We start from the raw sequence: 25,390 nt of genomic DNA, 5'->3' as shown, positions 1-25,390 counted from the left end.
CGGCGCCGTGCAAGCGCACGACGCCGTTCCCGATATGCATCCCTTGCCGCGGGCCGGACACTCCAGCCCGCGGTGCCGGGAAACTAGTTGGCCGCCACCTGCGGCTCCGGCTCGCCCCAGCCGCCGCCCAGGGCGCGGATCAGCGCCACCGTGGTGACGGCGCGGTTGCCGCGCAATTGCACGGCATTGCGCTCGATGGCCGCCAGGTTGCGCTGCGCGTCGAGCAGATCGAGGTAGCTGGAACGGCCCGCGTCGTACAGCTTTTGCGCCAGGTCGGCCGAGCGGCGCGCCGAAACGACGGCTTCGTCGATCTGCTGCGTCTGGCCCGACAGGATGCGCAGGCCGGCCAGGTTGTCTTCCACCTCGGCGAAGGCCACCAGCACGCTCTGGCGATACGTCGCCACCGATTCCTCCAGCTGCGCTTCGCTGCGGCTCACGGCCGCCTTGTTGCGGCCACCGTCGATGATGGGCATCGACATCAGGGCGCCCAGCAGCCAGGAGCGGCTGCTCCACTTGAAGATGTCCGAGAAGGTATCGGACGCCCCGCCCCCGGAGGCGTTCAGGGTCAGCGCCGGGAACATGGCCGATTTGGCCACGCCGATGCGCGCATTCGACGCTTCCATGGTGCGCTGCGCCGAGGCGATGTCGGGACGGCGCTCCAGCAGGGACGACGGCATGCCGGCCGGGATCACGGGCAGGAAGCCGCTGTCCTGCAGCGGGTTGACGCTCGCCGTGAAGCTGGCGGCCGGTTTGCCCAGCAGGACGGCCAGCGCATGCTCGCCGGTGGCGCGCTGGCGCTGCAGGCCGATGGCTTCGGCGCGCACGGTCGACAGCTCCGTGCGGGCACGCGACAAATCGAATTCGCCGATGTCACCCAGGTCATAGCGGCGCTGGTTCACATGCACGCTTTCCTCGCGCAGGCGCACCGTCTGCTCCAGGGTCGCCAGTTCGGCGTCCGTGGCGCGCAGCTGGAAGTAGGTCTGCGCCACGTCGGCCTGCAAGGACAGCAGCACCGAGCGGTACGTCGCCTCCACGGCCAGCGCATCGCTGCGCGAGGCGCTGACGTTAGCCGCTACCCTGCCGAACAGATCGACTTCGTAGCTGGCCGTCAGGCTGGCCTGGTAGACATTGGTCGCCGCCACCGGCGCGCCGTTCGGCAAGCCGAGCGACACGCCGGAAGCGCGGTTGCGCTGGCCGCCCACGTTCACGCCCACTTGCGGGATGCGGTCCGCTTCGGCGATGCCGGCAATCGCCCTCGCCTGCTTGACGCGGGCGGCGGCCACCGCCAGGTTGGCGTTGGCCTGCGTGGCTTCGTTGATCAGGCCAGTCAGGGCCGGATCATTGAAGGCCAGCCACCATTCGCCGCGCGCCTGGCGCTCGGCTGGCACGCCCTGCTTCCAGCGCGTGCCGTCGGCCGCCGTCTGCACGGCCGGCAAGGTTTGCGCTTCCTTGAACGCGGTGGGCGTGTCGATCTGCGGCTGCTTGAACTCCGGCGCCGCGCAGGCGGCCAGCAGCACGGCGGCTGCCATGGCCGTCAAGGCCGTGCGCAGGACAGTTACCCGCGTAGTTGCGTTGGTTTTCAATATATATCTCCTTCCAGGTCCAGCGCTGGCGCGACAGGCTTGGCGGCAGCGGCGGCTGGTTTTTTCTCAAAACGCTGCGCCAGGGTGCGCAGCAGTACGTAGAACACGGGCGTCAGGAACAGGCCGAAGAAGGTCACGCCCAGCATGCCGGCGAATACCGCCACGCCCATCGCATGGCGCATTTCCGAACCGGCGCCGTGCGAGAACACCAGGGGCACCACGCCCATGATGAAGGCGATCGACGTCATCAGGATCGGACGCAGACGCAGACGGCACGCTTCCAGCGCCGCTTGCACGACGGTGCGGCCATGCTCTTCCAGTTCGCGGGCAAATTCCACGATCAGGATCGCATTCTTCGACGCCAGCCCCACCAGCACGAACAGCGCGATCTGGGTGAACACATTGTTGTCGCCACCAGTCAGTTTCACGCCAAGGAGCGCGCAGAGGATCGACATCGGCACGATCAGGATCACGGCCAGCGGCAGGGTCCAGCTTTCATACTGGGCGGCGAGCACCAGGAATACCAGCAGCACGCACAGCGGGAAGACATAGATCATCGTATTGCCGGACAAGATGTCCTGGTAGGTCAGCTCCGTCCATTCATACGAAATCCCTTGCGGCAGCACTTCCTTGGCGATGCGTTCCAGCGCGGCTTGCGCCTGGCCGCTCGATACGCCAGGCGCGGCGCCGCCGTTGAAATCGGCTGCGGCGTAAGCGTTGTAGCGCTGCACGCGGTCCGGACCATAGCTGTCCTTGACGCGCATCAGCGACGACAGCGGGATCATTTCGCCTTTGTTACTACGCACCTTCAGCTGCGCGATATCCTGCGCATGCGAACGGAACGCCGCATCGGCCTGCACGCGCACCTGGTAGGTGCGGCCAAACTGGTTGAAGTCATTCACGTACAGCGAACCGAGGTTGATCTGCAAGGTCTGGTAGATGGTCGCCAGCGGCACGCCCATCTGCTTGGCTTTCACGCGGTCGACGTCGGCGAACAGCTGCGGCACGTTGATCTGATAGCCCGAGAACACGCCCGCCAGTTCCGGCGTCTGGTAGGCCTTGGCGGCCAGCGCCTGGGTGGCGTTGTACAGCGCGTCGTAACCGAGGTTGCCACGGTCTTCGATCATCATCTTGAAGCCGCCGATGGTACCCAGGCCGTTGACCGGCGGCGGCGGGAAGACCATGATGAAGGCGTCCTGGATGCCGCCCAGGCGCTTGTTGATCTCGGCCGCGATGGCGCCGCCCGACAATTCCTTCGTGGTGCGTTCGTCGAACGGTTTCAGCGTGGCGAAGACGATGCCGGCGTTCGGCGCATTGGTAAAGTCGTTGATCGACAGGCCGGGGAAGGCGATCGTCGATTCGACGCCGGGCACCGATTTGATGACGTCGGACATGCGGCGCACGACATCTTCCGTGCGGTCCAGCGAAGCGGCGTCGGGCAGTTGCGCAAAGCCCACCAGGTATTGCTTGTCCTGCGCTGGTACGAAGCCGGCCGGCACGGACTTGAAGGTAAAGATGGCGGCAACGACCAGCAGCGCATACACGCCCAGCGAGGCGCTCTTGCGGCCCAACACACCTTTTACACCCGCTTCATAGCGGTGCGAAGCGCGGCCGAAGAAGCGGTTGAACCAGGCGAAGAAGCGGCCGAAGACCATGTCCATGCCGCGCGTCAGCGCGTCTTTCGGCGCATCGTGCGGTTTGAGCAGCGCAGCCGACAGGGCCGGCGCCAGGGTCAGCGAGCTGAATGCGGAGATCACGGTCGAAATGGCGATGGTCAGCGCGAACTGGCGGTAGAACTCGCCCGACAGGCCGGGCACGAAGGCGATCGGCACGAACACGGCGCACAGCACCAGGGCGATGGCGACGATGGGACCGCTGACCTCTTTCATGGCCTGGATGGTGGCGTCGCGCGGCGAAAGGCCCTCCTCGATGTTGCGCTCGACGTTTTCCACCACCACGATGGCATCATCGACAACGATACCGATGGCCAGCACGAGGCCGAACAGCGACAAGGTGTTGATCGAGAAGCCAAAGCCCAGCATCACGGCAAAGGTACCGACAATCGACACGGGGACGGCCAAGAGCGGAATGATCGAGGCGCGCCAGGTTTGCAGGAAGATGATCACCACCAGCACCACCAGGGCGATCGCTTCGAGCAAGGTATGGATCACCGCTTCGATGGACGAGCGCACGAACTGCGTCGGGTCGTACTCGATGCGGTATTCCACGCCTTGCGGGAAGTCTTTTTTCAGTTCGTCCATCTTGGCGCGCACGTCGGACGACAATTGCAGCGCGTTGGCGTTGGGCGCCTCGAAAATACCCATGCCGACGGCCGGATTATTGTTCAGCAACGAACGCAGCGAGTAGCTGTTGGCGCCCATTTCCACGCGCGCCACGTCTTTCAGGTGCGTGATGGCGCCGTCGGCGTTCGTGCGCACGATGATGGCGCCGAATTCCTCGGGCGTCTGCAGACGGCCCTGGGTATTGACGGTCAGCTGGAAGTCCGAGTTCTTCGCTGGCGAAGCGCCGATCACGCCGGCGGCCACCTGCACGTTCTGCTCGCGAATCGCGTCGACGACGTCGTTGGCCGTCATGCCGCGCGCCGCCACCTTTTGCGGGTCGAGCCAGATGCGCATGGCATAGTCGCCCGCGCCGAAGATCTGGATGTCGCCCATGCCGGGCAGACGGGCCAATTGATCCTTGACGTTCAGCACCGCGTAGTTACGCAGGTACATATCGTCATAGCGCTTGTTGGGCGAGACCAGGTGCACCACCATGGTCAGATTCGGCGACGATTTCACCGTCGTCACGCCAATCTGGCGCACTTCCTCGGGCAGGCGCGGCAAGGCGCGCTGCACGCGGTTCTGCACCTGCGTCTCGGCCTGCTCGACGTTGGTGCCGATCTTGAAGGTCACGGTCAGCATCATCGAACCATCGGAGGTGTTTTGCGAGGACATGTAGAGCATGTTCTCGACGCCGTTGATCTGCTCTTCGAGCGGCGCGGCGACGGTTTCGGCGATCACTTTCGGGTTGGCTCCCGGGTATTGCGCGCGCACCACCACCGATGGCGGCACGACGTCGGGATACTCGGAGATGGGCAGGCCGAAAATCGACAGCAGCCCGGCCACGAATATGACGATCGACAGCACCGCCGCGAAGATCGGCTTGTCGATGAAAAAGCGGGAAAAATTCATGTTTATTCCTTGGAAGTCGATGCGGCTTTCGCGGCGATCTTGGCGTCTTTTACTTCAGGTTTTGCGGGGGCGACCGGCGCGGTCGGATCGAAATCCATGGCCACCATCTGCGGCGTCACGGGCGCGCCGGGGCGCACGCGCTGCAAGCCGTTGACGACGATCTTTTCGCCCGCCTTCAAGCCTTCGCGCACCACGCGCAAGCCATCCGAGTTCGGGCCCAGCTTGACGGCGCGGTATTCGGCCTTGTTGTCGGCACCCACCACGTACACGTATTTGCGGCTCTGGTCCGTGCCGACGGCGCGGTCGGAGATCAACAGCGCCGTGCTTTGCGCCTGCGGGCCGTTGCCACCGTCGAGCAAGATGCGCGCGAACAGGCCCGGCACCAGCTGGCGCTCTGCGTTGGCGAAGGTGGCGCGCATGCGCACGCTGCCCGTGGCCGGGTCGAGCTGGTTGTCGACGAATTCCAGCTTGCCTTCATGCGGGAAGCCCGTTTCATTGGCCAGGCCCACCTTGACGGTGACGGGCGTGCCCTTTTGCGCCGTGCCGGCCACGCGCAGATACGTATCTTCATCGCCGTCGAAGCTGGCGTAGATGCGGTCCGTCGACACCACGGAAGTGAGGATGGCGGAAGCGTCGATCAGGTTGCCGACGGTGATTTCGGCCTTGCTGACGCGCCCGCTGATCGGCGCCTGCACCTGCGTGTACGACAGGTTCAGCTTGGCCGCTTCATACGCGGCTTGCGCCGAGCGGGCGTTCGCGTCCAGCTCTTTCAGGCCCGATGCCTTTTCATCGAATTCGCGCTGGGCGATGGCTTTTTCGGCCAGCAGTTTTTCTGCGCGCGACAGTTCCAGCTTGGCCAGTTCCGCCTTGGCGCGGGCGGAAGCTGCCGTGCCTTCGGCGCGCGACACTTCAGCCTGGAATGGACGCGGATCGATGACGAACAGCACCTCGCCCTTCTTCACTTCACTGCCCGGCTTGAAATTGACGGCGGTGATGAAGCCGCCGACGCGCGAGCGGATTTCCACGCGCTCGATCGCTTCGAGGCGGCCCGAAAATTCCTGCGTTTCCGTGATCTGTTTTTCAATGACGGCGGCGGCCGAAATGGGCGGGCCGCCGGCCGCTGGCGCGTCGGGCACCTTGCTGTTGGCCGAATCGCAGCCGGCCAGGCTCACCGACACCAGTCCTGCCAGCGCGAGCGCGGCAGCCAGGGGCTTCAGCAGAGTGGAAAATTGTTGAACGTTTTTCATTTTATTTCCCTGTTTTATGAAAATTTCTAATGGTATGGGCGGCAGGAAGCAACCCAACTGAAAAGTGAATGGTGGTGCCATGGCGCCCGACGGCGCTCGATCAAAGGTAAACAGGCCGCCAGCTGCGTAAAAGCGGACGGGGACGACGAAGCTGGCTGTGCGAGCGCACAACGCAGACAAGATGGGAACTACACTGCGTAGTGTAGCAACCGAAACTCAAAAAGTAAACTAGTTAGTGTAAGTTTTTTGCGGTGCCGCAGATGGCGGCGTCATGACTCGGGCTCTTGCCCCAGTCCGGCGACGAAACTGCTAATTTCGCTCAATACCTGCACCTTGCAGGCGCATTCATTGCGGGCGGTCGCGTCTTGCAGCGGCGCGGCGGCCATGCGGCGCACGGTGGTCTTGATGCCGCAGGCGATCAGTTTGCTGCCGTATTGTTCAGCCTCGTCGCGCAATGGGTCGTCTTCGCTGGACAATATCAAGGCTGGCGGCAGGTTCTTCAGCCGGCTCGACTGCAATGGCGACGCGTACGGATGGGTACGGTCAGCGGCATTCGGCAGGTAGCCACGGTAGGCGGCGGCGCATTGATCGGCCACTTCCGCCAGGTCAGGACAACTGGGCAAGCTGCGCATCGAGCAGGTCGACAGGCCGGGGTCGAGCATGGGCATGATCAGCACCTGGCCCGCGAGCGGCGGTCCGCCCCGGTCGCGCGACATCATGGCGCACACGGCGGCCAGGTTGGCGCCCGCTTCGATGCCCGACACCACCATCTGCTTGCCCGTCCAGCCCAACTTGGACTTGTTCTTTTTTGCCCACAACAGCACGGCATGCGCGTCTTCCACGGCGGCGGGGAAGGGCCGCACCTTCGCCAGCGTATAGTTCGCGGCCAGCACCACGTGGTCCGGGTTGCTCAGCACGAGGCAGCGCAGGAAGTCGTCCGCGTCCTCCAGGTCGCCGGCGACGAAGCCGCCACCGTGGAAGAAGACGATCAGGCTCGACTGCCTGGCGCCCGGCACGCCGGCCGTGTAGACGCGCGCGGCGAGCGCATCCTGCGCGCCCTGCACCTCGATGTCGCGTATCTTCAGCGCCTGGCCAGGTGCCAGCTCGGCCGCGGTGTCGGCAACGCTCATTGCGCCACCACCGGCTGCACCGCAACATCGCGCAGCGTGTCGTTCAGGCACAACAGGGCGACGCCGCCCACTTCATGGGTCAGGGCGCTGTAAGCACTGGCTTCGCTTTGCGCCGCCAGTGAATATGCGTCCGTCGATACCATCGCGGCCAGAGCGAGCGAGCTCATAGCGAGAGCAAGCACTGCAAAGATTCCATTCCGATGACCCATGATTTTTCTCCTGTTGTCCTTCCTGCGGCAATCACATTTATGCTGCAGTACAACAACTATAGACTTGTTCTACAATCTGATAAAGAGTGCAATGACGAATTGATTGTTCAGAATTATGAACAATCACGGATAAAGTGATAGGAAATCAAGTGAACAAGCTGCAAGCCATGGAAGTGTTCATCCAAGTCGTCGATGCGGGCGGCTTTACGCGCGCGGCGGAAAACATGCAGTTGCCAAAAGCCACCGTGTCGACCCTGATCCAGTCGCTGGAAGCGAGCCTGTCGGTCAAGTTGCTCAACCGCACCACGCGCCACGTCAGCATCACCTCCGACGGCGCCGCGTATTACGAACGCTGCGTGCGCATCCTGTCCGACGTGCGCGAGGCCGAGGAATCGCTGTCGCGCACACGCCTGAGCCCCAGCGGACGGTTGCGCGTGGATGCGCCCACGGCGCTGGCCAGCGAATTGCTCATCCCCGCCCTGCCCGACTTTTTCGCGCGCTATCCCGATATCGTGCTCGAACTCGGTTGCAGCGACCGCCCCGTCGACTTGATCGAGGAAGGCGTCGACTGCGCCGTGCGCGGCGGAGAATTGGGCGACCTGAACCTGATCGCGCGCCGGGTCGGCGTATTGCATTTCATTACCTGCGCCGCGCCCGGCTACCTGGCGCGCTACGGCACGCCGCTGCACCCGAACGACCTGGCGCAGCACCGGGGCGTGAATTTTTTCTCCGCCAAGACAGGTAAAACGTTTGACTGGGATTTCACGCGCGCCGGCGAACGCATCCAGATGTCCATGCCCAGCCATATCGCCCTGAACGACTCGAACGCCTACGCGGCGGCCGGCCTGGCGGGACTGGGCATCGTGCAAATGACGCATTTCATGCTTGCGCCGCTGATAGAACAGGGCAAAATGGTGGAATTGCTCGATGAATGGGAGTGCGACCCGCTGCCCATCCACGTGATCTATCCGCCCAACCGCCATCTGTCCGCCAAGGTGCGCGTGTTCGTCGAGTGGGTCGCCGACATGTTTACCAACCACCCGGCCACGCAGCTGAAGGGCAAGAGCAGCCTGCCCAGCGCGCGCGCCACCCTGACCGAGGCCCAGCCATGACCGCAGCAAGCACATCGTCCCACCGCATCGTCTTTCTCGATCGCGACAGCCTGATCGCCAATGTACGCCCGCCCGCCTTCGCACACCGCTGGGAAGCGTATCCGCACACCAAGGGCAGCGAACAGACGGTGTCGCGCCTGCAAGGCGCCACGATCGCCATCACGAACAAGGTGCCGCTGCGCGCAGCCGAGCTGGACCAGTTGCCGGATTTAAAAATGATCGCCGTGGCCGCTACCGGCACGGATATCCTCGACCTGGCCGCCTGCCGCGAACGGGGCATCGTGGTGGCAAACATCCGCGACTATGCGCGCGCCACCGTGCCAGAGCATACGCTGGCCCTGATGCTGGCCCTGCGCCGCCAGCTGGTCGCCTACCGCGCGGACGTGGAAGCGGGCCTGTGGCAGGCGTCGGACCGCTTCTGCCTGTTCGGCCACCCGATCCGCGACCTGGCCGGCAGCCGCCTCGGTTTGCTCGGCTATGGCGCGCTGGGCAAGTCCGTGGCGCAGCTGGGGCGCGCCTTCGGCATGCAAGTCATCGTGCACAACCGCTCGCCCATCGCCGAAGACGGCGTGACGCAGGTGAGCTTCGACGAATTGCTGGCCAGCTCCGACGTGCTGAGCCTGCACCTGCCGCTGACGGACAAGACGCGCAATATCCTTGGCGCCAAGGAACTGGCGCGCATGCAGCCCACGTCACTGCTGATCAACACGGCGCGGGGCGGCCTGGTCGACGAGGCGGCGCTGGCCCAGGCATTGACGAATGGCGTGATCGCCGGCGCCGGTTTCGACGTGTTGTCGCAGGAACCACCGCCGCCCGACAACCCGCTGTTGAACTTGCGCCTGCCCAACTTCATCCTCACGCCGCACACGGCCTGGGCCAGTGGCGAGGCCATGCAGAAGTTGGCCGACATCTTGATCGGCAACGTGGAAGCGTTCGAACGCGGTGCGCCGACGAACGTGGTGGCATGAGCGACTTGCACGCACTCGATGAATTGCTGTGCGGGGACGAAGGTGACTACGACCGCCTCGACCTGTTTCTCGAAGCGGACGAGCTGATCGGGCAACTGCGGGCGGCCGACGTGCCCGCGCTGCTGGCCCTGTGGCAACAGCGCGATCTATCCTGGCAGCAGCGTTTCACGCAAGCGAGCAGCAACATCGACGGCGCCGTGCTGCGCGCCCTGCTGGCCGGTTTGCTGCAGATCAAGGCGACGCCTTTCGGCGTGTTCGAACTGATGACGCGCCTGCCGCCCGTCGCCGACCACTCTGCCCTCAGCGACGCCCTGCTCGACTACGCCGAGCAAGCCTGGCATGCGCACCAGGAGCGGCAGCGGCAAATCCAGATCAGTTGCTGGAGTTGCGGGCTGTCGGGCCGGCTGTTGCAGCGGCTGGGATTTTCCGCCTGGAAGGATGCGGGGCTGTAGGAACTATGGCGCGGCTGGCGTTTCGAATGAAAACCCCGGCGCATACGCGTGATAGCCGTCGAAATCGCCCTTGCCTAGCGGCGCGCCTTGGCTGCGCGCGATCGCATACGCCATGCAGAAGTGAAAATAGAAATTCGGCAGGATGTACAAATTCAAATACTCGCCTGCCGGCAAGGCGATGTCGGCGAAGCCGGCGCGGTCGCGGCAGAGGCGCCCTGGCGGCCCGTCGAAGCGCTCGGCGGGGATGGCCTGGAGGTAGCGCATGGTCTGCGCGATCTGTTCCTGCAGGCTGGCGGCGGCGCTGAAATCGGCCACGTCCAGGCCCGCCAGCGGGCAGCAGCCGCGCAGCGAAAAGCTCACGGCCGCGCGCACCTGCTGGGCGAAGGGCAGCATGTCCGGGTGCAGACGCGCCGCCAGCAGCTGCGGCGCGGTGCCGGTCTTGTCGAGCATGGCCGACAGCTGCGCCAGCGAGCGGCAAAAGATGGCGGCGGGGTGGATCGGCATCGCGTCCGTCATGGCAAGCCCTCCTGTGCGGCGACCTGCTTCAGCACGCGGATCAGCCGGCGTTCATGGCGGCCCACGGCATCCCAGTGCCAGGCGTCGGTCGGGCCGAATGCCGGGTAATGGCGCTGCCATTTTTCCGCGCGCTGCTGCGAATTGGCGCCCACGTTCGACGCCAGGCCCTTGCCGCTGGACAAACGCAGGTAGACGCGGATGACGCCCCAGCCTTCGCACACGTAGCGGTAGCTGAGGCCATCGCACTTGGCCGGATCGAGCGCGATACGGGTCGGGGCAAAGTGTCCACCCATGTCGGGGTAATGCACGGCCAGCAGCACGCAGCTGGCCCCTTCGGCCTCCAGCCTGGCCGCATACGCGCACAGCTCGGCAGGCGATTGAAAATGCAGCGTTTCCTGTTCCGGCGCCGAATACGCTTCTGCCACGGCCGCGCCGGGCTTGGAGAAGATCGCCTCGGCCATGGCCGCGATACCTGCTTCTGACATTGCCACCGTGCTCCCCTTCCCCTGATTTGCCGCATAGCACTGCAGCGATGGCCGCCATGCTAGCATGGCGTCAACGGCGATGGCGGCTGAAAAATTCCCACATCACCTCATTCGCGTCGATGGCGCGCGTGGTCTTGCCGATGGGCAGGCCAATATTAAAAGCATCGGCGCCGGGCCACGTGTGGCCGCCGTCCTTGACGGTGATCAAGGCCACCTGCTGCGCGCCATTGCCCTGCTCCACCTGCGTCACTTGCGTCTCGTCACCTGGCACGCTGGCGAGCAGGCGCGCCGGTGGCGCGGCGCCTTCGAGGCGGTTTTGCTTGCGCCAGTAATCGAACGTGTCCTCGGCGGAGAGATAGCCGCCATCCTTGCCCCCATACAAGACAACCTTGTCGGCCGTGCCCTGTATCAGCAGCACGCCCACCGGCGATGGCACGACATGGTGGGTGATGACGGGCACGGGCATCGGCGCGCCCACGGAAGCGACGGCCGCGAACTGCTGCGGCAGCTCGGCCGCCAGGCGCAGGGCAAAAAAGCCGCCGCGCGACAGGCCCGTCGCATACACGCGCTTGTCGTCGATGCGGTAATCCTGCTGGAGTTTACGCAACATCGCTTGCGTAAAACCGACGTCATCGGTACCCGCCAGGTAATCCATGCCAAAGCCCACGTTCCAGTCCTGCCTGATGCCTTGCGGGTAGACGACGATGAACCGGTGCCGCTCGGCCGCCTTGTTCATCTGCGTGTACAGCATGTGTTCCGCCATGCTCATGCCGCTGCCATGGAAATTGAAGACGACGGGAAACGCTTGCTGCGGCTGACTTTGATAAGCGGCAGGCGTATAGACGATGTAGCGGCGTTTTTCGTCTTTGTGAACGAGGCTGGTCACTTGCGCCAGCACTGGAATGCAGGTGCACGCCAGCACCAGCAGGCTGATAAACAATTTCATGCGGTTTTCTCCGTTGATCAAGAGCTTGCAGCTTAGGCAAGCGCCGGTGAAATCGCGGTGAAATCCGGTGACTTTATTGCGCCCGGGCTGGAACGATGGCGACACGGTACTGCCTCTCGCCGGGATGGAAAGCAATGTCCCAGTGCATGGCCTGGGCCAGGCGCAGCAGCAGGTTCTGGCCGTGCGCAAAACCGTGGACGCGCCGTGGCTGGCCCGCCGGCACGGTATTGACCATGCTCAGGCAGCCTTGCGCATAAGCGATGCTGACGCGGCAAGCGGGGCCGCCATGGAACAGCGCATTGGCCAGGCAATTATTAATCAGCAACAGCATCAGCTGCCCGTTGCCAACGACCTCCAAGCGCTCGGGCAAGTCCAGGCTCAGCAGGCTAGCATCCCAGGCGAAATCTTCGAGCAGGCGCAGCAAGCATTGCTCGATGCAGCCGCGCAACTCCACCACCTCGCCGGGCAACTGCTCGGCCCGCGCCAGCGCGAACAACACCTCGATGGTGGCGCGCATCTCGTCCGTCGATTGTCGCAGCTGCGCTTGCGCCTGCCCGCCCAAAGGCTGCGCACCGGCCAGCACCAGCGTGTTGTGCATCAGGGTCAGCGGCGTGCGCAGTTCGTGGCTGACGTCGCGGGTAAATGCCTGTTCGCGCTGCAACACCGCCTGCAGTTCGGCAAAGGTGGTGTCCAGGCGGCGCGCCAGGAAACCGATCTCGTCGGGGCGATCGCGCGCGCTGAAATGCACGGCGCTGCCGGGCGCCATCTGGCGCGCTTCCTGGGCCAGTCTCTGCAAGGGCTGCACGAGGCGCCGCGCCAGCCAGTACGCCAGCAGCAGGGCCAGAGCGATCAGCGCCAGCGCCATGCCAGCGACGACACCGCCCACTTCCTGCGCCAGGCGCGACACCACCAGCACGGGCGCCACGTCGGCCAGCAGATACACGCGCTGCGGCTGGCCAGCGGCTGCGAGGTCCAGCGCCAGCACGTGATAATGCTGGCCCGTCGTCGTGAACACCTCCCCGCGCGGGGCGGACGGCGGCACTTGCGCACGTACCGCTTGTGGCAAGTCAAGGTAGCCGCCATAAACCGTGATGAGGTCGCTGCCAGACGGCGTCAGCTCACCTTGCTGGCGCCAGCGCTGGCTGACGGCCGCCGCTTCGCGTTCGAGCAGGCGCTGCACCAGCATGTCTTCCGTCACATAGGAGATCACCAGCGCCAGGCCCGTGTAGCACAGGCACAGCAGGACAGTGAAGCCGGCCAGGGCGGCGAATAGCTGGTGGCGGATAGACTTGCTCACGGAGACGCCGCAGAGTCGAAGGCAAGGCGGTAGCCCAGCTGCGGGATGGTCACCAACGCGCCAGCCGCGCCTGCCAACTCCAGCTGCTTGCGCAGCGCGTAGATGTGCGATTTGAGCGCGTCGCTGTCGGGCGGCTGGCTGCCCCACAACTGCTGCAGCAAGGCCGAGCGCGACACGGCGTGCGGATACTCGCGGCACAGCAGCAGCAAGATCTTGAAACCCGTCTGCGTCAGTGGCAGGGGTGTGTCGGCATACAAGGCGCGCCCTGCGCGCGTCTGCAAGGTAAACGGTCCCACGCGCATTTCCTGGTGCACGTGCAACTGCTGGCGGCGTGCCAGCGCTTCGCAGCGCAAGGCTAGTTCGCGCAAGTCGAACGGCTTGGTCAAATAGTCGTCGGCGCCATCGCGAAAGCCGCGCGCCTTGTCTTCATACGCGTCGCGCGCCGTCAGCATCAGAATCGGCACATTGCTGGGCGCGCCCGCCTTGATGGCGCGGCACGCTTGCAAGCCATCGATGTCGGGCAGGTTCAGGTCCAGCAGCACCACGTCATAATTGTTGCACGTGGCCAATTGCACCGCCAGCGCGCCCGTGCCTGCATGGTCCGTCTGCCAGCCCAGGCCGTCGAGGAAGTCGAGCACCTGGCGCGCGATGGCCAGGTGGTCTTCCACCAGCAGGATACTCAGCGGAAGCTTGCTCATGGCACGTCGGCAATGCGCGCATACAGCCAGAAATTGCCGGATCTTCCACGAATTTGCCGGTAGCAGCGCAGATAACCTTCGCGCTCGAAAGCGCAGCGTTCGAGCACGCGGATCGAACGTGCATTGCTCTCCAGCACGGTCGCCTGGATACGCAGCAAGCCCAGACGCTGGAAGCCCCAGTCCACGACGGCGTTCACGACGGACGTCGCCACGCCCTGCCCCCAGACGGCGGGCGCCAGGTCGTAGGCGACTTCCGCCGTGCGGTGCTGCGGGGAAATGGCATTCAAGCCGATGGTGCCAACCAGCCGGCCACCGTCGCGCAGCACCACGGCCAGACGCATGGGCGAGGACGGCCGGGCCGATGCGTAGTCATCGAAATGGGGCAGCAAGTCGTCGATGCTGGGCAAGTGCCAGCTCGTGTGCTCGACGACAACAGGGTCGGCCAGGTACGCGTACCACGCGCGCGCATCGTCGCGTTCCAGGTGGCGCAAGGTCACCAGGGGATGGATGCAACTGGGCAAATCAGGTCGTTTCATCGTTCGCTCCTGCAATGGCTCAGTCGACTGGGCAATCGGCGGCCAGCCAGGCATGGAAATCATCGGCGATGCGTTCGAAATCGTCGCGCTGCATCGAGCCATGGCCCACCAAATACACAGCCGTTGAGGCGCCATCGAGCGCCAGCATGACGGCGCGCCCGCCGCTGTCGTCGCCAATGGTGATATAGCCGGGGCACGTTTGCAGCGTGTCATACGTTTCGTTGCGTTCCCGCAAGCTGTCCAGACCGTACAACATTACCTGTTCGCCGCGCATGCCATCTTGCCAGTCCGCGAGAAAACGCAGGTAGTGCGCCGGCAAGGCGTGGCCCAGCCAGCGCTGGACGGCATCGATGTCTTGCCCGTTCACGCGGCGCCCTGGCGCCGCGCTTCCCACGTGCGCCGCAGCAAGCCGTACAAAGCCGAATCGCTGACGTGGCCATCGACGATCCAGCGTTCGGGCAGGAAGCCTTCCTTGTTGAAACCCTGGCGTTCCAGGGCGCTGGCCGAAGCGGCGTTGTGCGGATCGATGTCGGCTTCCAGCCGGTTCAGGTCGCGCTCGACGAAGGCGAATTCCAGCAGTGCCGACAAGGCTTCGTGCATATAGCCACGGCCCCAGTACGGACGGCCCAGCGCGTAGCCGATTTCGGCGCGGCGGTTCTGCCGGTGCTCGGAAAACAGGCTGCAGCTGCCCAGGTATTCGCCCGTCGCCTTCAGCTCGACGGCGAAGCGGAAGAATGTCTCTTTCTCGAAAGCGGCGATGTCTTCGGCAATCTGGCGCGTGGCGCGGCCGACATCGGTCCACGGCGGTTCGCTGAAATAGCGCATCACTTCGGGGTCGGCATGCATGGCGAATTGGGCCGCTTCATCGGATGGCTGCGGCTTGCGCAGGATCAGGCGTTCAGTGGTGAGGATTTTCGTGTAGGCCATACAACTCCAATCAAAGGTTGAGACGGGCAATGCGTATTATTCCATGCAACTGTAATGATGTGGCAACTTTACAGCGCGGCTTTTAATGTACTATGGCAATGTTTCTCCATATCATAGATGCAACTTCATGATCCGCTCATGCACGCAGTAAACGATGCAGCACACACCGAAGCCGACCATGTCCAGCCCTAGAATCGACCTCACCATGCCACTCGCCATCGGCGCACTGGCCATCTGGCTGGGCCTGAGCATGGCAGGCCGCTGGCTGGAAGCGGCCGGCTACGCCTTGCCGGGCGCCGCCGTCACCGGCCGTATCGGCCTGTCGTGGGCGCTGGCCGCCCTGTTCGCGCTGGCGCTGCTGCTGGCGTCCAGCCGGCCGCGCGCGGCGGGCCTGTGCGCGCCGCAGCCATGGAAAACGCTGTGGCTGGTCTGGCCGCCGCTGCTGTATGCGCTGCTGATGCTGTTGCTGGCCTGGGCCGGCGGCTGGCCGCAGCCGCGCGTGCTGCTGATCGTGGCGTGCAATGCGGCGCTGGTGGCCATCTCGGAAGAACTGATGTTCCGCGCCATCTTGCTGCAGGGCATGCTGGACCGCTACGCCGTCTGGCCCGCCGTCCTGATGTCATCGGCGCTGTTCGGCCTGGCCCACTTGGCCAACGGCCTGGCTACGGGCGACGTCAGCGGCGCGCTGTGGCAAGCCGTCGCCGCCACCCTGCAGGGCGTCGGCTATGCGGCCATCCGCCTGCGCACCCGCTCGGTATGGCCCATGGTCCTCGTGCATGGACTGTGGGACTACGCGCTGGTGACGGCCACCTTGCCAAACCCGGCCGAAGATGGCGCGTCCATCCTGCCGACTATCGCCCTGCTGGCCGTGCTGCCCCTGTGCCTGTATGGCGTGTACCTGCTGCGCCCCAGCCAGAGGGCGGCCATATCGCAACTGCAACGATAAGGAATCCGCATGGCGTTTTTTTCCCGTGAGTACGAAGTGTTCCTGCTGCTGGCCGCGCCCAATGCGACGCCGCTGTGGCAGGCGGTGCAATGGACGCCGTTTGCCGCCAGCCTCGATGGCCTCATGGCGCAAGCGCGGGGCAAGGCCGGCGTGCGCAGCCATCAATACAATCCCAAGGGCAAGCCGATTGCGTTTGGCCGCCTGGGCTGGGACGCCACATCGCACGCGAAGTGGACGCACACGGCGGCCACGACGCAAGCGCGCTTCATGAGCCTGGAAGCGTGGGCGCCCACCTGGACCCTGTGCGAAAAAGACGACCAGGCGCCCGATGTGTTCCTCGCGCTGGCCAACGAATCGCTGCTGGGCCAGGCCGGCAAGCCCCTGCAATTCGGCCAGCGCCTGGTGTGCGCCATCGCCACGGACATGGGCCCGCAAGCGGCCGCCACCTTGCGGCAAGCCCTGGCGCAACTGGCCGTGCAGCAAGACGCCGTCGTCTTCGCCCACACGCGGCGCCAGTGGGGCAGCGCCTCTCCCTACGGCGGTTTCACGGGCGCCATCCAGGACATGCTGATCGGCGGCCTGTTCCAGCCCGACGACCCGCATGCGCGGCCGCTCGATACGGCCACGTTCCGCGAGCCATGGACGCGCATCGGCAATTGACAGCTTCCGCCATCGCATGGCATCGTTGCACCATGCGATCACCATACCCGCCCCTGCCCTCGATTATTGCCGCCATTCCAACGATGGTGGCTTAGCAGGAGTGTGATTGCCCAAGCCGCCTGCAAGGCGGCTTTGATTTGCAGCAACTGGTCAAGACGTCTCGCAGGTTTTATTTTTCACTTCAGCGAGCGACCATGCACACCACTTCCAGCACCCCAGTTACCCCCACCCTGCACCTCGTGTGCGGCAAGATTGGCTCGGGCAAATCCACCCTGACCGCCCGCCTTGCGGAGGCGCCAAAGACCGTGCGCATCAGCGACGCGCAATTTGACGACATCACGCGCCACTTCGTGCCGCCTTCAGCAGAGGAAGGCTTTGATATCGTGCGGATTGCCGCTTAAAACGTTCCCGGTAGCAGGATTTTCTTGTCCACCTGCTGCAGGTCGCGCAAGCCGCAAAAGGCCATCGTCAGGTCGAGCTCATTGCGGATGATGTCCAGGCAGCGCGTTACGCCCGGGCCGCCCATGGCGCCCAGGCCATATAAAAACGGGCGGCCGATGTAGACGCCCTTGGCGCCCAGGGCCACGGCCTTGATCACGTCCTGGCCCGAGCGGATGCCGCCATCCATGTGCACTTCGATCTGGCTGCCGACGGCGTCGACGATGGCGGGCAAGGCTTCGATCGACGATTGCGCGCCGTCGAGCTGGCGCCCGCCATGGTTCGAGACGATCAGCGCGTCGGCGCCACTGTTGACGGCCAGGCGCGCGTCTTCCGGGTCCATGATGCCCTTGATGATGAGCTTGCCGCCCCAGCGCTGCTTGATCCATTCCACGTCCGCCCACGACAGGCTCAGGTCGAACTGCTGCTGCGTCCAGGCCGACAGCGACGACATGTCCGACACGGACGTGGCGTGGCCGACGATGTTGCCGAAGCCGCGCCGCTTTGTGCCCAGCATGCCCGCCACCCAGCGCGGCTTGGTGGCCATGTTGATGATGTTGGGAATCGTCAGTTTCGGCGGTGCCGACAGGCCGTTGCGCAAGTCCTTGTGGCGCTGGCCCAGCACCTGCAAGTCGAGCGTCAATACCAGCGCGCCGCACTTGGCCGCCTTGGCGCGGTCGATCAGGCGGTTGATGAATTCGCGGTCCTTCATCACATACAGCTGGAACCAGAACGGTTTTGTCGTGTTCGCCGCCACGTCTTCGATCGAGCAAATGCTCATGGTCGACAGGGTGAACGGCACGCCGAAGCGCTCGGCGGCCTGGGCCGCGAGAATTTCGCCATCCGCATGCTGCATGCCCGTCAAGCCCGTCGGCGACAGGGCCACCGGCATGGAAACCGCCTGGCCGACCATGGTCGAGGCCAGGCTGCGGTTTTCCAGGTTGACGGCCACGCGCTGGCGAAATTTGATTTTGGCGAAATCGCTGTTGTTGGCGCGGTACGTCGATTCCGTCCAGGAACCGGAATCGGCGTAGTCGTAAAACATGCGCGGCACCCGTTTCTGGGCCAGCACGCGCAAGTCTTCGATGCAGGTGATGATACTCATGCGTTTCCTCGGTCGATGGCAAGTCGAACCATGATCGTGCATTTACCGGCAATTGTCTATCCAGCAGGCAAGACTGTCGGACAGAACGTGGCTTACCAGTCGCGCGCGCCGAGGATCTGCTCGCCCAGCGCCGTCAAACGCGCCTGCGGATAGCGCAGCTTTTCCTTTTCCTCGGGGTCGCCGGGAAACGCGTAGCCCTGCGGCGCGCTGCGCTCGCGCCAGCTTTGCACGCGCCAGTCGCGCAAGGCCTGATTGTCTTGCTGGGCTGGCGTGAAGGAAATATATTGCGCCAGGCGCACCTGGTCCGTGGACGTGTTCGGGCGGATGCCGTGCGCCAGCAGGCTGTTGAAGATCAACAATTCGCCTTTCTTCATGGCGATGAATTGCATCGGGTACGGCACCGTCGCCAGGTCCGGCTGCCACGGGTTACGGTCAAGCGGCACGCTCTTGCGCCACGCCAGCAAGTTGTTGAACAGCTCCGGATAGCATTGAAAACCGCCGCTCTCGGGCGAGGTGTCGGACAGGGCCAGCACGCCCTGCACGTTGACGGGCAGCGGGTCGAGCGTGGTGTCGGCATCCCAGTGGATGAAGCCGCCAAACTTGCGCTTGCCATGGTTCGGCGTGTTCAGGTTGGCGCGGTCGATGGTCACCCACAAATCCTGACGGTCCCAGATGTCGACGAAGGCGTCATATACCCGTTGGGTCTGGCGGTTATCCCACAGGGTCTGGTTGTGATAGGCCTCGACCATGCCGGAACCGTTGAGTTCCTTCATCGCATGGTCGCGCAACTGGTCCCGGTTCCAGGTGGAGGCATCATGCTGGTCAAGCCCCTGGAATTCCCACAGGAAATCCGTCGTGCGCCGCACCTGTTCGGGCGACACCGCATCCTTGACGATGACGTAGCCATAGGTTTGCCAGTGCAAGAAGTCGCTGTCGGACAGCACGCGCAGGGGCAGCTGTTTCTCGATGTCGCGCAACTGGGTTTGTTCCGTGTAGGCCACGGACGGGTTGCCGGGACGGTCTTCGCCGTATTGGTATGGGTTCTGCATCGCTGTCTCCTGTGTTGGTGTGAGACAGATTGTGCGATGGCACGGCGCCATGAAATGCGCGCTGAGCGGCCAATACTGATACTATCCTAACTATTCATACGCCTCAAACGTCACGATGACGCCTTTATTCGAACAAGTCACGATACCGACGGGCCACTCCTGGGGCTTGCTGTGGCGCGAACTCGACACCATTCCCTTCATCTGGCATTACCACCCGCAATTCGAGCTGACCCTGACCGTCAATGCGCGGGGACAACGCTACATCGGCGACCACCTGGGCGACTTCGAGCCGGGCGACCTGGTGCTGCTGGGGCCGAATTTGCCGCACACCTGGTCGGCCAGCGAGCGCATCGACGGCGCGCAGCCGATGCTGGCCGTCGTCGTGTGGTTTTCATTGGAATGGCTGGAGCAACTGGCGGCCTGTTTTCCCGAGTTGCACAGCTTGCGGCAACTGGCGGCCCGCGCCGGCCCTGCCCTGCATTTTTCAGCGGACACGAGCGCGCGCAGCGCAGATAAACTGCTGCAACTGAACGCCCTGCCCGTGCCGCAGCGCTTGCCGCTGCTGCTCGACGTGCTGCTGGATCTGGCGGGAGATACGGGAGCGCGGCCGCTGGCCTCGATGGCGCAGGCGCCGCTGCCCGATGGGCAGCACAAGCGCATGGCCGGCGTGTTCGATTTCATGCACGCGCATTTCCGGGAAGAGATTGCACTGGAAACCCTGGCGCAGCGGGCGGCCCTGTCGCTGGGCGCCTTCCACCGCTGTTTCAAGCGCCACGCGCATTGCACGCCGGGCGAGTACCTGGCGCGGCTGCGCATCGGCCGCGCCTGCCAACAGCTAATCGAGAGCAATCTCGCCATCGCCGTCATCGCGCAAGAGGCGGGTTACCGCAACCTGGCGCATTTCAACCGCCAGTTTCGCGCCACCAGGCACGTCACGCCGCGCGCGTTCCGCCAGCAATACCGGCGCGGCGCCACAGGCGCAGCGTAAAACCATTCGGAAACGAAAAAGGGGACCAGATTTTACAATCTGACCCCCAATATTCTGGTGCGGCTGGCAGGAATTGAACCCACGACCCCTTGGTTCGTAGCCAAGTACTCTATCCAGCTGAGCTACAGCCGCCTAAGACAAGATTATAGCAGGGCTTTGCAGAATGGCAAAGGGCGCCGTGCGGATATTTCACAATTGCCCAGGCCGCCAACATGGCCGCTGCCCGCCCGCTGTCATGACGAAAAAAAACCCGGAAAGTGACCTTTCCGGGTTTTTTCTTTACTGCTGATACTGGTGCGGCTGGCAGGAATTGAACCCACGACCCCTTGGTTCGTAGCCAAGTACTCTATCCAGCTGAGCTACAGCCGCAAACTCTGACACACTTCGCCGGACGGCGCGAAGCTTGAAACTTTCATCAAAACGTAGCGAACTCCGTCTTGGCAATACTGGTGCGGCTGGCAGGAATTGAACCCACGACCCCTTGGTTCGTAGCCAAGTACTCTATCCAGCTGAGCTACAGCCGCAAAACTTCTACAACATTCCACGAACAACATGGAGGTGAAACTTGTTACAACAAAACCAGGCAAAGTCTGATTTTCAGTATTCTGGTGCGGCTGGCAGGAATTGAACCCACGACCCCTTGGTTCGTAGCCAAGTACTCTATCCAGCTGAGCTACAGCCGCGCAGGCAAACATTATAGCGTATTCATTTCGCTTTGAAAAGTTCGATTTTTCAATCGCTTAGCTGATTTTGCAGAATACCGCCCCGCACTATCCACCACCTTTTCACTGCCGAAAAGCGCACGCCTTGCATCGATGGACACAGCTGCTTTCACAGTGGCATCCAGCGCATCGAGAAGTTGCTGTCTCGAAAGAAGCGGGATTATAGGGACTGCCTTCCCGTCTGTCCAGTGCTATCTGCAGGCGGCACGCAAGCGTGCGGTGGCGGCGCGCCGCTTGGGGCTACAATACCAGTCAGACAGGGGCGCTCGTGTCTCCGCTCATGCATGACGGCAGGCAATTCCATCATGACCCACTCACTGAGCTTGGCGACGGCGGCCCGGCGGGGCAACAGCCCGTGCGGCAGACTCACCGTTGCAGGATTTCCGATGGCTAAGCATGACCACAAGCAATATCTGCTCCCCCCATCAGCGCCGCTGAGCCTGTCAGACGAGCGCCTGGCCAACTTGCTGGAGAGTATTACCGACGGCTTCTGCCTGCTCGACCACGACTGGACCATCCGCTACATCAATACGCGCGGCGCCGACATGCTCGCGCCGCAGCGTCCGCCCGGCAGCCAGCTGGCTGGCAGCAGCCTGTGGCAAGCCTGCCCCCACTTGCAGGGCACGGAACTGGAAACGCAGTACCGGCGCAGTATGTCGCAGCAGCACAGCTGCAGTGTCGAACTGCTGTATCCGCCACTGGGACGCTGGCTGGAGGTACGCATCTTCCCGTCCAGCGACGGCTTGACCACGTATATCCAGGACATCAGCCAGCGCAAGGCGGCCGAGGAAAACTTGCGCCACAGCGAGGAAGACTTGCGCGCACTGGCCAATTCCATCCCGCAACTGGCCTGGATCGCCAGCTTCGACGGCACCATCGCCTGGTACAACCAGCGCTGGCACGACTACACGGGCACCACTGCCGAACAGATGGCGGGCGAGGGCTGGAGCATCGCCTATGACGCGCGGCACCTGCCTTCCATGCTGCAAGCCTGGAAGGCCGCCTTGCGCGATGGCACGCCGTTCGAAATGGAGTTCCCCATCCGCGGCGCCGACGGCCAGTACCGCTGGTTCCTGACGCGCGCCAATCCCGTGCGCGACCGGGGCGGCCGCCTGCTGCGCTGGTTTGGCACGAGCACCGACGTCGACCAGGTCAAGCGTGCGCAGGAAGCCTTGCGCGACGAGACGCGCGTACTGGAATTGCTCAACAACACGGGCGCGGCCCTGGCCGGCACGCTCGACTTGCCTGCCCTGCTGCAGGAAACCGTCGATGCGGCCACGCGCATCAGCGGCGCGCGCTTCGGCGCCTTGTATTATGACGATGCGGGCGATGTCCATGACAGCCCCGGCGCCCTGCCGGCGGCGCGCGCCGTCAACGGCATCAGCCTGCGCCAGGCCGATACCATCGCCGCGGAACTGCGCCAGGGACCGGCCATGCGCCAGAACGACTTGCTGGCCGCGCCCGACGCCAGCGCCGATGACGCGCCGCCGCTGCGCAGTTGCCTGAGCCTGCCCGTCAGCTCGCGCTCGGGCCTGTTGCTGGGACGCTTGCTGCTCGGTCATCCGCAGGCGGGCATGTTCAGCGCGCGCAGCGAACGCATCGTCTCGGCCATCGCGGCGCAGGCCGCCGTCGCGCTCGACAATACGCGCCTGTACGCGGCCGCCACGCGCGCCGCCGAAGAGCGCAAGGTGCTGCTCGACAGCGAACGCGAGGCGCGCGCCGAGGCCGAGCGCACGAATCAGCTGAAAGATGATTTTCTCGCCACCCTCTCGCATGAACTGCGCACGCCGCTGTCGGCCATCCTGGGCTGGGCCCAGGTGCTGCGGCGCGGCACGCGCGACCAGGCCGACCTGAACCGCGGCCTGCAAAGCATCGAACGCAATGCGCGCGCGCAGGCGCAACTGATCGAAGACTTGCTCGACATGAACCGCATCACCTCCGACAAGGTGCTGCTCGACCTGCAGCCCCTTGCGCCCGCCAGCGTCATCGCCTCGGCCATCGAAACCCTGCGCCCGGCGGCCGACGCCAAGCACATCGCCATCCACAGCAGCATCGCCAGCGATGCGGGCACCATCATGGGCGACCCCGGCCGTATCCAGCAAGTGATCTGGAACCTGCTGTCGAATGCCCTGAAGTTCACGCCGCAGGGGGGACGGGTCGATATCGGCGTGCGCCGCGAGGCGAGCCGCCTGGCCATCACGGTGGCCGACAACGGCGTGGGCATCAAGCAAGACTTCCTGCCCCACGTATTTGACCGTTTCCGCCAGGCCGACGCCTCCACCACGCGACGGCATGGCGGCCTGGGGCTGGGACTGGCGATCGTCAAGCACCTGGTGGAACAGCATGGCGGCACAGTCACGGCCAGCAGCGCCGGCGACATGCAGGGCGCCAGCTTTACCGTGCGCCTGCCCCAGGGCACGCCCACCGCTGCCGCGCGCCAGGCGGATGACGCCCCGTCCGCCAGCCCTGACTTGCGCGGCGTCAGGGTGCTGCTGGTCGATGACGAAGCCGATGCGCGCGAACTGACGGAACGCATCCTGCGCGACAATCACGCCGAAGTACACAGCGCCGGCAGCGTGGCGCAGGCGCTGCGACTGCTCGAGCAGGTGCGCCCGCATGTACTGGTCAGCGACATCGGCATGCCCGATGCCGACGGTTTCGACTTGCTGGCGCAAATCCGCGCGCACGCTTCCCCTGACGCCGCCCGCCTGCCCGCGCTGGCGCTGACGGCGTTCGCGCAACCGCAGGATCGCCAGCGGGCGCTGGCCAGCGGCTTCCAGTCCTGGGTCTCGAAACCGCTGGACCCGGCAGAACTGCTGGCGGCCGTGGCGCAACTGGCCGCGGCGCACATCACGGCCCCACCCTGAACAAGATGATGCAAAGAAATACATACTGCAGAACAAAATGGCTATTGGCGTGGGTTGACCTTCCTACTTCCAGACGCGGCACTGTCCTACAAGCAACTAAGCTGAAGTTTGCTACACTGAAATGCAGAAGCACTCCCTGCACGGCAGGCAGGAGACAGGCAGCCTTGGCTGCCATCAGTGGCAGAAGCGAGTTCAAGCGCTGTTGTGCGCCGTATCTTGTTGCAAGGCGCTACTATCTTCCCCTCCGCCGTCAGCCAATCATCAGCGGTACAAGCCAGCGTTGCATAGACCGTATTAACCGAGACCCTACATGCCCAGCCAAGATGAGATTTTGAAAGCCAAAATTTTGGTCGTCGATGATTCGCCCGACAATGTCGACCTGATGCTGGAAATCCTGCGCGATGTCGGCTATACCAATGTCACGGCGACCATGCGTCCGGCCCAGGTCTGCCCCCTGCACCGGGAGCATTGCTACGACCTGATCTTGCTGGACCTGCAAATGCCGGAGCTGAATGGTTTCCAGGTCATGAAAGGATTGAAAGAAATCGAGCATGGCGGCTACCTGCCCGTGCTGGCCCTGACCGCACAACCGAGTTTCAAGATCGCCGCCCTGGAAGCGGGGGCGCGCGACTTCATCAGTAAGCCGTTCGACCTGATGGAAGTGCACAAGCGCATCCACAACATGCTGGAAGTGCGCCTGCTGTACAAGGAACTGGCGCAATACAGCAAGCAGCAGCAGGAACTGGCGCTGCACGACCCGCTGACAGGCTTGCCGAACCGGCGCCTGCTGGAAGACCGCATCGAACACACCTTGCAGCAATCGGCGCGCAGCCGCGCCAAGTCGGCCGTCCTGTACCTGGACCTGGACGGCTTCAAGGCCATCAACGACAGTTACGGCCACGGCTATGGCGATGACATCCTGAAAATGGTGGCGACCCGCCTGGGGAGCGTGTCGCGCAAGGAAGACACGGTGGCGCGCATCGGCGGCGACGAATTCGTCGTTGTACTGGGCAACCTGGCTGGCAAGGGCGACGCGCGCGAACCGGCCGCCAAACTGATCGAAGTCATTTCCGAGCCGTATTTCATCAACGACCTGACCTTGCGCCTGTCGACCAGCATCGGCATCGCCATCTACCCGGACGATGCCAGCACCGTCGAATCGCTGCTGGGCGCGGCCGACACGGCCCTGTATGAAGCCAAGCGCGCCGGCAAGAACCGTTTTTGTTGCTCGCCCCACGAAGTGATCGCGTCGCAGGTCAACATGCAAAAGAGCAGCATCGCCTCGAACGCCTGACCTTACTTTTCGCGCGGCCCA

At 64.1% G+C, this 25,390-nt stretch carries 23 protein-coding genes, 4 tRNA genes and 1 pseudogene; 9 read left to right on the top strand and 19 right to left on the bottom strand.

Translation table 11 applies throughout. The annotated features are described in order from the left end of the window. Positions 1-83: 83 nt before the first annotated feature. The 5 genes from ACP7DW_RS15930 to ACP7DW_RS15910 form a co-directional block, all read right to left on the bottom strand. Entirely contained in the window at positions 84-1,529 is a 1,446-nt protein-coding gene (locus ACP7DW_RS15930; RefSeq protein WP_426055508.1) for an efflux transporter outer membrane subunit, read from the bottom strand. Between the two features lie 50 nt (positions 1,530-1,579). Beyond that, the gene (locus ACP7DW_RS15925) at positions 1,580-4,777 is read right to left on the bottom strand and encodes an efflux RND transporter permease subunit (RefSeq protein WP_426055273.1); all 3,198 of its coding nucleotides are present in this window, start codon (positions 4,775-4,777) and stop codon (positions 1,580-1,582) included. A 2-nt stretch (positions 4,778-4,779) separates the two neighbouring features. Then, positions 4,780-6,024 carry an efflux RND transporter periplasmic adaptor subunit gene (locus tag ACP7DW_RS15920; RefSeq protein ID WP_426055274.1) on the bottom strand — a complete coding sequence of 415 codons (1,245 nt, stop codon included), beginning with the start codon at positions 6,022-6,024 and terminating at the stop codon, positions 4,780-4,782. Between the two features lie 269 nt (positions 6,025-6,293). Then, positions 6,294-7,154, bottom strand: a complete 861-nt coding sequence (locus tag ACP7DW_RS15915; RefSeq protein WP_426055275.1) for an alpha/beta hydrolase — start codon at positions 7,152-7,154, stop codon at positions 6,294-6,296. After that, the gene (locus ACP7DW_RS15910) at positions 7,151-7,321 is read right to left on the bottom strand and encodes a hypothetical protein (protein ID WP_298413286.1); all 171 of its coding nucleotides are present in this window, start codon (positions 7,319-7,321) and stop codon (positions 7,151-7,153) included. Before ACP7DW_RS15910 ends, ACP7DW_RS15915 begins: the two co-directional genes overlap by 4 nt. A gap of 191 nt (positions 7,322-7,512) precedes the next feature. Between ACP7DW_RS15910 and ACP7DW_RS15905 the strand changes: the two genes are divergently transcribed. The 3 genes from ACP7DW_RS15905 to ACP7DW_RS15895 are packed head-to-tail and all read left to right on the top strand — an operon-like array spanning position 7,513 to position 9,895. Next, on the top strand, positions 7,513-8,475 hold the full coding sequence (locus tag ACP7DW_RS15905) for a LysR substrate-binding domain-containing protein (protein ID WP_426055276.1): 963 nt from the start codon (positions 7,513-7,515) through the stop codon (positions 8,473-8,475). After that, complete coding sequence (locus ACP7DW_RS15900; protein ID WP_426055277.1) at positions 8,472-9,443, top strand: D-2-hydroxyacid dehydrogenase; 972 nt, start codon at positions 8,472-8,474, stop codon at positions 9,441-9,443. Before ACP7DW_RS15905 ends, ACP7DW_RS15900 begins: the two co-directional genes overlap by 4 nt. Then, the gene (locus tag ACP7DW_RS15895; RefSeq protein WP_426055278.1) at positions 9,440-9,895 is read left to right on the top strand and encodes a hypothetical protein; all 456 of its coding nucleotides are present in this window, start codon (positions 9,440-9,442) and stop codon (positions 9,893-9,895) included. Before ACP7DW_RS15900 ends, ACP7DW_RS15895 begins: the two co-directional genes overlap by 4 nt. 3 nt (positions 9,896-9,898) lie before the next feature. Here the strand turns inward: ACP7DW_RS15895 and ACP7DW_RS15890 are convergent, their stop codons facing one another. The 8 genes from ACP7DW_RS15890 to ACP7DW_RS15855 all read right to left on the bottom strand — a co-directional run bounded on the left by ACP7DW_RS15890 (position 9,899) and on the right by ACP7DW_RS15855 (position 15,300). Continuing rightward, entirely contained in the window at positions 9,899-10,411 is a 513-nt protein-coding gene (locus tag ACP7DW_RS15890) for a DUF1993 family protein (RefSeq protein WP_426055279.1), read from the bottom strand. Next, positions 10,408-10,896 (bottom strand): hypothetical protein, encoded by a 489-nt coding sequence (locus tag ACP7DW_RS15885; RefSeq protein WP_426055280.1) that lies wholly within the window; start codon positions 10,894-10,896, stop codon positions 10,408-10,410. The genes ACP7DW_RS15890 and ACP7DW_RS15885 overlap by 4 nt, the downstream gene beginning before the upstream one ends. Before the next feature lie 70 nt (positions 10,897-10,966). Next, entirely contained in the window at positions 10,967-11,842 is an 876-nt protein-coding gene (locus tag ACP7DW_RS15880) for an extracellular catalytic domain type 1 short-chain-length polyhydroxyalkanoate depolymerase (RefSeq protein ID WP_426055281.1), read from the bottom strand. Between the two features lie 73 nt (positions 11,843-11,915). Further along, on the bottom strand, positions 11,916-13,139 hold the full coding sequence (locus ACP7DW_RS15875; protein ID WP_426055282.1) for a sensor histidine kinase: 1,224 nt from the start codon (positions 13,137-13,139) through the stop codon (positions 11,916-11,918). After that, the gene (locus ACP7DW_RS15870) at positions 13,136-13,837 is read right to left on the bottom strand and encodes a response regulator transcription factor (protein ID WP_426055283.1); all 702 of its coding nucleotides are present in this window, start codon (positions 13,835-13,837) and stop codon (positions 13,136-13,138) included. Before ACP7DW_RS15870 ends, ACP7DW_RS15875 begins: the two co-directional genes overlap by 4 nt. Then, complete coding sequence (locus ACP7DW_RS15865) at positions 13,834-14,373, bottom strand: GNAT family N-acetyltransferase (RefSeq protein WP_426055284.1); 540 nt, start codon at positions 14,371-14,373, stop codon at positions 13,834-13,836. The genes ACP7DW_RS15870 and ACP7DW_RS15865 overlap by 4 nt, the downstream gene beginning before the upstream one ends. Before the next feature lie 19 nt (positions 14,374-14,392). Continuing rightward, positions 14,393-14,740: an SMI1/KNR4 family protein gene (locus ACP7DW_RS15860; RefSeq protein WP_426055285.1), complete on the bottom strand. Its 348-nt coding sequence runs from the start codon at positions 14,738-14,740 to the stop codon at positions 14,393-14,395. Continuing rightward, positions 14,737-15,300 carry a GNAT family N-acetyltransferase gene (locus ACP7DW_RS15855; RefSeq protein WP_426055286.1) on the bottom strand — a complete coding sequence of 188 codons (564 nt, stop codon included), beginning with the start codon at positions 15,298-15,300 and terminating at the stop codon, positions 14,737-14,739. The genes ACP7DW_RS15860 and ACP7DW_RS15855 overlap by 4 nt, the downstream gene beginning before the upstream one ends. A 178-nt stretch (positions 15,301-15,478) precedes the next feature. Here ACP7DW_RS15855 and ACP7DW_RS15850 point away from each other — a divergent pair, with 178 nt between their 5' ends. The 3 genes and pseudogenes from ACP7DW_RS15850 to ACP7DW_RS15840 form a co-directional block, all read left to right on the top strand. Then, positions 15,479-16,246 (top strand): CPBP family intramembrane glutamic endopeptidase, encoded by a 768-nt coding sequence (locus ACP7DW_RS15850; protein WP_426055287.1) that lies wholly within the window; start codon positions 15,479-15,481, stop codon positions 16,244-16,246. A gap of 9 nt (positions 16,247-16,255) precedes the next feature. Then, positions 16,256-16,906 (top strand): hypothetical protein, encoded by a 651-nt coding sequence (locus ACP7DW_RS15845; protein ID WP_426055288.1) that lies wholly within the window; start codon positions 16,256-16,258, stop codon positions 16,904-16,906. Positions 16,907-17,100: 194 nt separating this feature from the next. Next, a pseudogene (locus tag ACP7DW_RS15840) lies at positions 17,101-17,226 on the top strand (AAA family ATPase); the annotation flags it as partial. A gap of 77 nt (positions 17,227-17,303) precedes the next feature. On the opposite strand, the gene ACP7DW_RS15835 reads toward ACP7DW_RS15840, so the two are convergent. Continuing rightward, positions 17,304-18,449, bottom strand: coding sequence for an alpha-hydroxy acid oxidase (locus tag ACP7DW_RS15835; protein WP_426055289.1), 1,146 nt, complete (start codon positions 18,447-18,449; stop codon positions 17,304-17,306). Between the two features lie 92 nt (positions 18,450-18,541). Next, positions 18,542-19,498: a phytanoyl-CoA dioxygenase family protein gene (locus ACP7DW_RS15830; RefSeq protein WP_426055290.1), complete on the bottom strand. Its 957-nt coding sequence runs from the start codon at positions 19,496-19,498 to the stop codon at positions 18,542-18,544. A gap of 115 nt (positions 19,499-19,613) precedes the next feature. Between ACP7DW_RS15830 and ACP7DW_RS15825 the strand changes: the two genes are divergently transcribed. Continuing rightward, the gene (locus tag ACP7DW_RS15825) at positions 19,614-20,486 is read left to right on the top strand and encodes a helix-turn-helix domain-containing protein (protein WP_426055291.1); all 873 of its coding nucleotides are present in this window, start codon (positions 19,614-19,616) and stop codon (positions 20,484-20,486) included. Between the two features lie 55 nt (positions 20,487-20,541). Here ACP7DW_RS15825 and ACP7DW_RS15820 read toward each other — a convergent pair. The 4 genes from ACP7DW_RS15820 to ACP7DW_RS15805 all read right to left on the bottom strand — a co-directional run bounded on the left by ACP7DW_RS15820 (position 20,542) and on the right by ACP7DW_RS15805 (position 21,169). Further along, positions 20,542-20,618, bottom strand: a tRNA-Arg gene (locus ACP7DW_RS15820). Positions 20,619-20,778: 160 nt separating this feature from the next. Further along, a tRNA-Arg gene (locus ACP7DW_RS15815) sits at positions 20,779-20,855 on the bottom strand. A gap of 78 nt (positions 20,856-20,933) precedes the next feature. Then, positions 20,934-21,010, bottom strand: a tRNA-Arg gene (locus ACP7DW_RS15810). An 82-nt stretch (positions 21,011-21,092) separates the two neighbouring features. Further along, positions 21,093-21,169: transfer RNA gene (locus ACP7DW_RS15805), tRNA-Arg, on the bottom strand. Between the two features lie 425 nt (positions 21,170-21,594). Here ACP7DW_RS15805 and ACP7DW_RS15800 point away from each other — a divergent pair. Together ACP7DW_RS15800 and ACP7DW_RS15795 are read left to right on the top strand one after the other, a co-directional pair. Then, a complete protein-coding gene (locus ACP7DW_RS15800; RefSeq protein ID WP_426055292.1) occupies positions 21,595-24,075 on the top strand; it encodes an ATP-binding protein in 2,481 nt (826 codons plus the stop codon). A 310-nt stretch (positions 24,076-24,385) separates the two neighbouring features. Next, a complete protein-coding gene (locus ACP7DW_RS15795) occupies positions 24,386-25,369 on the top strand; it encodes a diguanylate cyclase domain-containing protein (RefSeq protein WP_426055293.1) in 984 nt (327 codons plus the stop codon). The last annotated feature ends 21 nt before the right edge of the window (positions 25,370-25,390 follow it).

Origin of the sequence: Janthinobacterium sp. PSRC1-1 (assembly GCF_049897525.1) — a bacterium.
GTDB lineage: Bacteria > Pseudomonadota > Gammaproteobacteria > Burkholderiales > Burkholderiaceae_D > Janthinobacterium > Janthinobacterium tructae.
Note: the sequence above shows the minus strand (reverse complement) of the source record. Positions and strands in the feature narration are given on the sequence as shown.

Bases quoted from the DNA above. Each gene is read 5' to 3' on its own strand.
- ACP7DW_RS15930 (WP_426055508.1), bottom strand. From the start codon at position 1,529: ATGGCAGCCGCCGTGCTGCTGGCCGCCTGCGCGGCGCCGGAGTTCAAG.
- ACP7DW_RS15925 (WP_426055273.1), bottom strand. From the start codon at position 4,777: ATGAATTTTTCCCGCTTTTTCATCGACAAGCCGATCTTCGCGGCGGTG.
- ACP7DW_RS15920 (WP_426055274.1), bottom strand. From the start codon at position 6,024: ATGAAAAACGTTCAACAATTTTCCACTCTGCTGAAGCCCCTGGCTGCC.
- ACP7DW_RS15915 (WP_426055275.1), bottom strand. From the start codon at position 7,154: ATGAGCGTTGCCGACACCGCGGCCGAGCTGGCACCTGGCCAGGCGCTG.
- ACP7DW_RS15910 (WP_298413286.1), bottom strand. From the start codon at position 7,321: ATGAGCTCGCTCGCTCTGGCCGCGATGGTATCGACGGACGCATATTCA.
- ACP7DW_RS15900 (WP_426055277.1), top strand. From the start codon at position 8,472: ATGACCGCAGCAAGCACATCGTCCCACCGCATCGTCTTTCTCGATCGC.
- ACP7DW_RS15895 (WP_426055278.1), top strand. From the start codon at position 9,440: ATGAGCGACTTGCACGCACTCGATGAATTGCTGTGCGGGGACGAAGGT.
- ACP7DW_RS15890 (WP_426055279.1), bottom strand. From the start codon at position 10,411: ATGACGGACGCGATGCCGATCCACCCCGCCGCCATCTTTTGCCGCTCG.
- ACP7DW_RS15885 (WP_426055280.1), bottom strand. From the start codon at position 10,896: ATGTCAGAAGCAGGTATCGCGGCCATGGCCGAGGCGATCTTCTCCAAG.
- ACP7DW_RS15880 (WP_426055281.1), bottom strand. From the start codon at position 11,842: ATGAAATTGTTTATCAGCCTGCTGGTGCTGGCGTGCACCTGCATTCCA.
- ACP7DW_RS15870 (WP_426055283.1), bottom strand. From the start codon at position 13,837: ATGAGCAAGCTTCCGCTGAGTATCCTGCTGGTGGAAGACCACCTGGCC.
- ACP7DW_RS15865 (WP_426055284.1), bottom strand. From the start codon at position 14,373: ATGAAACGACCTGATTTGCCCAGTTGCATCCATCCCCTGGTGACCTTG.
- ACP7DW_RS15855 (WP_426055286.1), bottom strand. From the start codon at position 15,300: ATGGCCTACACGAAAATCCTCACCACTGAACGCCTGATCCTGCGCAAG.
- ACP7DW_RS15850 (WP_426055287.1), top strand. From the start codon at position 15,479: ATGTCCAGCCCTAGAATCGACCTCACCATGCCACTCGCCATCGGCGCA.
- ACP7DW_RS15845 (WP_426055288.1), top strand. From the start codon at position 16,256: ATGGCGTTTTTTTCCCGTGAGTACGAAGTGTTCCTGCTGCTGGCCGCG.
- ACP7DW_RS15835 (WP_426055289.1), bottom strand. From the start codon at position 18,449: ATGAGTATCATCACCTGCATCGAAGACTTGCGCGTGCTGGCCCAGAAA.
- ACP7DW_RS15830 (WP_426055290.1), bottom strand. From the start codon at position 19,498: ATGCAGAACCCATACCAATACGGCGAAGACCGTCCCGGCAACCCGTCC.
- ACP7DW_RS15825 (WP_426055291.1), top strand. From the start codon at position 19,614: ATGACGCCTTTATTCGAACAAGTCACGATACCGACGGGCCACTCCTGG.
- ACP7DW_RS15800 (WP_426055292.1), top strand. From the start codon at position 21,595: ATGGCTAAGCATGACCACAAGCAATATCTGCTCCCCCCATCAGCGCCG.
- ACP7DW_RS15795 (WP_426055293.1), top strand. From the start codon at position 24,386: ATGCCCAGCCAAGATGAGATTTTGAAAGCCAAAATTTTGGTCGTCGAT.